The 6,407-nt window shown below is 70.8% G+C and carries 5 protein-coding genes and 1 rRNA gene; all 6 read right to left on the bottom strand.

Translation table 11 applies throughout. From position 1 onward, the window contains the following. Nucleotides 1-204, bottom strand: a 16S ribosomal RNA gene (locus tag HF519_RS13780); the annotation flags it as partial. Between the two features lie 536 nt (nucleotides 205-740). Beyond that, complete coding sequence (gene tyrS, locus HF519_RS13775; RefSeq protein WP_169413326.1) at nucleotides 741-2,021, bottom strand: tyrosine--tRNA ligase; 1,281 nt, start codon at nucleotides 2,019-2,021, stop codon at nucleotides 741-743. Nucleotides 2,022-2,096: 75 nt separating this feature from the next. After that, nucleotides 2,097-3,134 carry an iron-siderophore ABC transporter substrate-binding protein gene (locus HF519_RS13770; RefSeq protein ID WP_169413325.1) on the bottom strand — a complete coding sequence of 346 codons (1,038 nt, stop codon included), beginning with the start codon at nucleotides 3,132-3,134 and terminating at the stop codon, nucleotides 2,097-2,099. A 19-nt stretch (nucleotides 3,135-3,153) separates the two neighbouring features. Beyond that, nucleotides 3,154-3,804 (bottom strand): DNA-3-methyladenine glycosylase, encoded by a 651-nt coding sequence (locus HF519_RS13765; protein ID WP_169413324.1) that lies wholly within the window; start codon nucleotides 3,802-3,804, stop codon nucleotides 3,154-3,156. Next, nucleotides 3,801-5,198 (bottom strand): argininosuccinate lyase, encoded by a 1,398-nt coding sequence (gene argH / locus HF519_RS13760; RefSeq protein WP_169413323.1) that lies wholly within the window; start codon nucleotides 5,196-5,198, stop codon nucleotides 3,801-3,803. The genes HF519_RS13765 and argH overlap by 4 nt, the downstream gene beginning before the upstream one ends. Beyond that, nucleotides 5,195-6,406 carry an argininosuccinate synthase gene (locus HF519_RS13755; protein WP_169413322.1) on the bottom strand — a complete coding sequence of 404 codons (1,212 nt, stop codon included), beginning with the start codon at nucleotides 6,404-6,406 and terminating at the stop codon, nucleotides 5,195-5,197. The genes argH and HF519_RS13755 overlap by 4 nt, the downstream gene beginning before the upstream one ends. Nucleotide 6,407: the final 1 nt, after the last annotated feature.

The following is a 6,407-nucleotide window of genomic DNA, read 5'->3' as shown; positions in this document are numbered from 1 at the left end:
TTCCACCCCACCCCATGCGAGGCAAGGTCCTATCCGGTATTAGACCCGGTTTCCCAGGCTTATCCCAGAGCTGAGGGCAGGTCACCCACGTGTTACTCACCCGTTCGCCGCTCGTGTACCCCCGAAGGAGCCTTACCGCTCGACTTGCATGTGTTAAGCACGCCGCCAGCGTTCGTCCTGAGCCAGGATCAAACTCTCCAACAAAAACTGGCTCTCACAACCGCACCACCCACGGACGGGACCGCGATGGCGCGTCAAACAAACTGGCACAAAAACCAATTCATAAACAAGCTCGACACACTGTTGAGTTCTCAAAAGACACCCGCACACCATCGCGATCCTCGCGGACCGGGCCGGGGCAACTTTTCCAACCTACATGGTCCTGTTCGCGGTGTCAACCGCCAGTCCCATGTTCCGGCGGTCACATCCTTGCGGACGTTCCTGCCGGGGGCGGCCGCCGTATTCGGGGGCCGACTCTGGGCCGGTGAAACCGTCCCGGTCTGTCGTACTACCCGCCGTGGCGACGAGGAGAAAGCTACCCAAGCCGCTGCAGCGCAGTCAAATCGGGGTCGCCTTCTCGTTGTGCATGCAGGTCAACGGCCTCGCGCCGCGGGGTATTCCCACCCGGCGCTGCGGCCCGTGAACCCGGACGTACAGAGGGGTCAACCGACCCGCGGGCCGGAGTATTCCGACCGCGGCTCGGACCGCTGAACGCTCCGCCCGGCCGGCCGGCCGGCCGGTCAGGAACGAACCACCTGGACCCCGGCCAGGTTCCGCTTCCCGCGACGCAGTACCAACCACCGGCCGTGCAGCAGGTCGCTCTCCGACGGATGCCAGGCCTCGTCACTGATCTTGGTGTTGTTCACGTACGCACCGCCTTCGTTCACCGTGCGGCGAGCGGCGCCACGGCTGTCGGTGAGGCCGGAGTTCACCAGGAGGTCCACGATCGTCGGCTGTTCGGTGAGCCGAGCGGTCACCGTCGGGATCTCCGCCAGGGCGGCGTCGAGCGTGGCGGCATCGAGCTCACGCAGCTCGCCGCGCCCGAACAGCGCCTGACTGGCCGCGACGACCTGCCGGGTGTGGTGCTCGCCGTGCACGAGCGTGGTGAGCTCCTCCGCGAGCCGCTTCTGCCCGGCGCGCAGGTGCGGCCGCTCGGCGATGTCCTTCTCCAGTGCCTCGATCTCGTCGAGCGACAGGAACGTGAACAGTCGCAGGTACCGGCCGACGTCGGCGTCCGCGACGTTGACGAAGTACTGGTACCAGGCGTACGGCGAGGTCATCTCGGGGTCGAGCCAGATGTTGCCGCCCCCGGTGGACTTGCCGAACTTGCGGCCCTCGGAGTCGGTGACCAGCGGCACGGTGAGCGCGTGTGCGGTGCCGCCCTCGACCCGTCGGATCAGCTCCACCCCGCCGACGATGTTCCCCCACTGGTCGGAGCCGCCGATCTGCAACCGGCAGCCGTGCTCGCGGTAGAGCCGCAGGTAGTCCTGGGACTGCAACAGCAGGTAGCTGAACTCGGTGTAGGACATGCCTTCGGCCGCGAGGCGGCGCTTGACGGTCTCCCGGCCGAGCATGACGTTGACGGAGAAGTGCTTGCCGACGTCACGCAGGAACTCCAGGACCCCCTGTCCCCCGGTCCAGTCCAGGTTGTCGACCACCAGGGCACCGGTCGGCGAGGAGTCGAACTCCACGAACCGCTCCAGCTGTCCGCGGATCCGGCTCGCCCACTCGGCGACGACGTCGGCCGTCTGCAACGTGCGCTCACCGGTGTCGCGGGGATCACCGATCATCCCGGTGGCCCCGCCGGCGAGCACGATCGGGCGCGCTCCGGCCTGCTGGAAGCGCCGAAGGGTGAGCAACGGCACCAGGTTCCCCGCGTGCAGGCTGGGGGCGGTCGGGTCGAAGCCGCAGTAGAGCGTCAGCGGGTCCGGCCCGTCGAGTTCGGACCGCAAGGCGTTCCGGTCGGTGCTCTGCGCGATCAGGCCGCGCCACTCCAGCTCGTCGAGGATGTTCGTGCTCACGTGTTCGATCCTCCCCCAATGCGAACGGCCGGCGCCCCGGGGTGGGGGCACCGGCCGTCGATCGTCCGGGCCGAGTCAGGCGGCGAGCCGCCCCGCGATCTCCCGCGGCAGCGAGTCGAGCAGCGACGGCAGGCTCAGCACGCTGCCGAACGACAGCGCGACGCCCTGTTCCTCGGTCAGCGTGATGACCCGGCCTTCCCGGCCGACCCGCAGTGCCGGGTACCCAGGTTGCCGCTCGATCTCCGACCCCTCGGTGCCGGGAATGGTGATCCACACGACGAGGTCGCTCTGGTCCAGGAGGTTCAGCCGCTCCGCGCTGATGTCGGCATAGAACCGGTCTCCCGCCAGCTGGTCGAACTCCGGCGGGATCTGGAAGCCGAGCGAGGACAGGAACCGGCCGCGCGAGTCCTGCGAGCTCCAGACGAAGTAGTTCGCGGCGTCGAGCGAGCTGCGGGCGGCCACCACCGCCTTCTTGCCGGCGAACTCCGCGTTGTCGGACCGGACCGCCGCGAACCGGCTCTCCAGGTCCGTGACCAGCTTCTCCGCCTCGTTGCTCTTGCCCAGCGCGGCGCCGATCAGCCGGGTTGCGTCCTGCCACGGGGCGCCGTAGTCGACGAACCCCTCCGGTTGCGCGATCGTCGGCGCGATACGGGAGTAGGTGTCGTACTGCTCGCGGGTCATCCCGGCACTCACGCCGACGATCAGATCGGGACGCAGCGCGGCGAGGGTCTCGAGGTTGATCTCACCGTTGAGTACCTGGGGCTGCTGACCCTGCAGTTCGTCCTGGGCCCACGGCCACGTCGCCGACGGCCGGTTCCCCGTGAACTCACGGATCGCGACCGGGACGACGCCGAGCGCGAGGATCGCGTCCTGGTCGGTGTAGCCCAGTGAGACCACCCGCTGCGGGGCGGACGGGACGACGGTGGTGCCGAACTTGTGCGTGACCGAGGCGGGGAAGGTACTCCCCGCATTCGGCACGGTCGACGCGGCCGTGGCGGAGCTCGGGGCCCCCGACGAGCCACAGGCCGCGGCCGCGAGCAGCGCGGTGCAGATCAGCGCGAGGAACCGCAGGCTACGGAGAGCCCGGGACGGTGAAGGAGGGGAGGCGGACACGAATGAAGGTTAGGCATCCCTACTTCGATCGGGAAGTCACAGAACGGTCACGAGCTTTCGCCGGCCGGTAGACGCTCACGGCGGGCGAGCCGTCCAACCAGAACCGCCACGGCAGCTCCGCCGCGGCCACCACCCCGACCCGCGGCCCGCTCCGGATCGCCGCCGGATCGACCGGTGGGCCGGCCAGCAACCGCACCGGCGACGCCGGGTCCGTGACGTCGACGCCGTTGTGCTCCCGCCCCAGCCCGAGCAGCGAGGCCAACCGGGCCGGGCCGCGCGCCAGGTCGGGGTCCCGGCGGGCGGTCGGACGCCGCGCCCGCGCCACACCCAGGTCCGACGTCACCTCTCCTGCGCGCAGCAGCACCGCGCCCGCGTCACCGTCGTCGAGGCAGGTGACGTTGGCGCAGAAGTGCATGCCGTAGACGAAGTAGACGTACAGGAACCCGGGCGGGCCGAACATCACCTCGTTGCGCGGGGTGCGGCCGCGGAAACTGTGCGACGCGGGGTCGTCCGCGCCGCGGTACGCCTCCACCTCGACGAGCCGGACGGCGACGGGGCCGTCGGGGGTGTCGGCCTCGATCGTGCACCCCAGCAACCGCGCGGCGGCCGGCAACACATCGGTCGCCAGCTCGCCACGCGGGAGGAGTCGCTGGTCGGGCGTGCGCGTCATCCGACCCAGGACCGGGCCCCGTCGATCGCCGCGCGCAGCCCGTCGAGCTGCTCGGCCACCTGCACGCCGGCCGTCCCGCCGCGTGCGTTGCGCGACGCGATGGACCCCTCGACGGTCAGCACCTCCCGGACGGCCGGGGTCAGGGCCGGGTGCACCCCGGCCAGCTCGGCGTCGGTCAGGTCCTCGAGGCCGACTCCCCGCGCCTCGGCCGCCCGGACGCACCCACCGGCCGCCTCGTGGGCGACCCGGAACGGCACGCCGGCACGCACGAGCCACTCGGCGATGTCGGTGGCCAGCGTGAACCCGGCCGGGGCGAGCTCGGCGAGCCGGTCGGTGTGGAACACCAGCGTGCCGACCATCCCCGCGACCGCGGGCAGCAGGAGTTCGAGCTGCTCGACGGAGTCGAACAGCGGCTCCTTGTCCTCCTGCAGATCCCGGTTGTAGGCCAGCGGCTGCGCCTTGAGCGTGGCCAGCAGCCCGGTCAGGTTGCCGATCAGCCGGCCGGCCTTTCCGCGGGTCAGCTCGGCGACGTCCGGGTTCTTCTTCTGCGGCATGATCGAGCTGCCGGTGGAGAACGCGTCGTCGAGGGTGATGTAGGAGAACTCCGCCGTCGCCCAGACGATCACCTCCTCGGCCAGCCGGGACAGGTCGACCGCGATCATGGCCAGCACGAAGGCGGCCTCGGCGGCGAAGTCCCGCGACGCGGTGCCGTCGATCGAGTTCGCGCTCGACGAGTCGAAGCCCAGCTCCGCGGCCACCGCCTCCGGGTCCAGCCCGAGGGAGGATCCCGCCAGCGCGCCCGACCCGTACGGCGAGACCGCCGCGCGGGCGTCCCAGTCGCGCAGCCGGTCGACGTCGCGCAGCAGCGCGTGCGCGTGCGCCGCCAGGTGGTGCGCCAGCAGGACGGGTTGGGCGTGCTGCAGGTGCGTGCGCCCGGGCATCGGGGCCTCCGGGTGCGCTCCCGCCTGCGCGACCAGTGCGTCGACGACGTCGAGCACGCCGGCACCGACCCGGCGGGCCGCGTCACGCAGCCACATCCGGAACAACGTGGCGACCTGATCGTTGCGCGACCGGCCGGCGCGCAGCTTGCCGCCCAGCTCCGGGCCGGCCCGCTCGATCAGCCCGCGCTCGAGCGCGGTGTGCACGTCCTCATCGGACTCCGCGGGCCCGAACGCGCCGGCGGCCACATCGGCCTCCAGCTTGTCCAACGCGGCCAGCATGCCGGTGAGCTCGTCGTCGGTGAGGAGCCCGGCGCGGTGCAGCACCCGGGCGTGCGCCTTCGAGCCGCGGATGTCGTAGGGCGCCAGCCGCCAGTCGAAGTGGGTGGACTTCGACAAGGCGGCCAGCGCGTCGGCCGGTCCGGAGGCGAACCGGCCGCCCCACAAGGCGGTCACGAGCCGGAGCCCCCCAGCCGCTGGTCCCGGCGGGCGGCGATCTTCGACGGCAGGCCCCACAGCTGCACGAAGCCCTTGGCCAGCGACTGGTCGAAGGCGTCGCCCTCGTCGTAGGTGGCCAGGTTGAAGTCGTACAGCGACGCGTCGGAACGCCGGCCCGTCGGGACGGCCCGGCCACCGTGCAGGGTCATCCGGACCTCACCGGAGACGAACTCCTGGGTCTGCGCGACGAACGCGTCCAGCGCGTACTTCAGCGGCGAGAACCACAGGCCGTCGTAGACCAGCTCGGTCCAGCGCTGCTCGACGGTCCGCTTGAAGCGGGCGAGGTCGCGCTCGACGGTGACGTTCTCCAATTCCTGGTGCGCGGTGATCAGCGCGATCGCGCCGGGGGCCTCGTAGACCTCACGGCTCTTGATGCCGACCAGCCGGTCCTCGACCATGTCGAGCCGGCCGACGCCCTGCGCGCCCGCCCGCCGGTTGAGCTCCTGGATGGCCTGCAGCACCGAGACGGGCTTGTCGTCGATCGCGACCGGCACACCTCTCTCGAACCGGATCACCACCTCGTCGGCCTCGCGGGGCTCGGCCGGGTTCGACGTGTAGGAGTAGACGTCCTCGATCGGGGCGTTCCAGATGTCCTCGAGGAAACCGGTCTCGACGGCCCGGCCCCACACGTTCTGGTCGATCGAGTACGGCGACTTCTTCGACACGTCGATCGGCAGGTTGCGGTCCTCGGCCCAGGCGATCGCCTTCTCCCGGGTCCATGCGAAGTCCCGGACCGGGGCGATCACCTTCAGGTCCGGGGCGAGCGCGCCGATGCCGACCTCGAAGCGGACCTGGTCGTTGCCCTTGCCGGTGCAGCCGTGCGCGACCGTCGACGCGCCGTGGTACTTCGCGGCCTCGACCAGGTGCTTGACGATCAGCGGCCGGGACAGCGCCGAGACCAGCGGGTAGCGGTCCATGTAGAGCGAGTTGGCCTGCAGCGCGGGCAAGCAGTAACCGTCGGCGTACTCGTCGCGCGCGTCGGCGACGACGGCCTCGACGGCGCCGCACGCCAGTGCCCGCTTGCGGATCTCCTCGAGGTCCTCGCCGCCCTGGCCGACGTCGACGGCCACGGCCACCACCTCGGCACCGGTCTCCTCGGCGATCCACCCGATGCCCACCGAGGTGTCCAGCCCACCCGAGTAGGCCAGTACGACCCGGTCCGTCATG

This window comes from Pseudonocardia bannensis (assembly GCF_012911875.1).
Taxonomy (GTDB): domain Bacteria; phylum Actinomycetota; class Actinomycetes; order Mycobacteriales; family Pseudonocardiaceae; genus Pseudonocardia; species Pseudonocardia bannensis.
The sequence above is the reverse complement of the archived record's forward strand: the minus strand, read 5'-3'. Positions and strand labels throughout refer to the sequence as shown.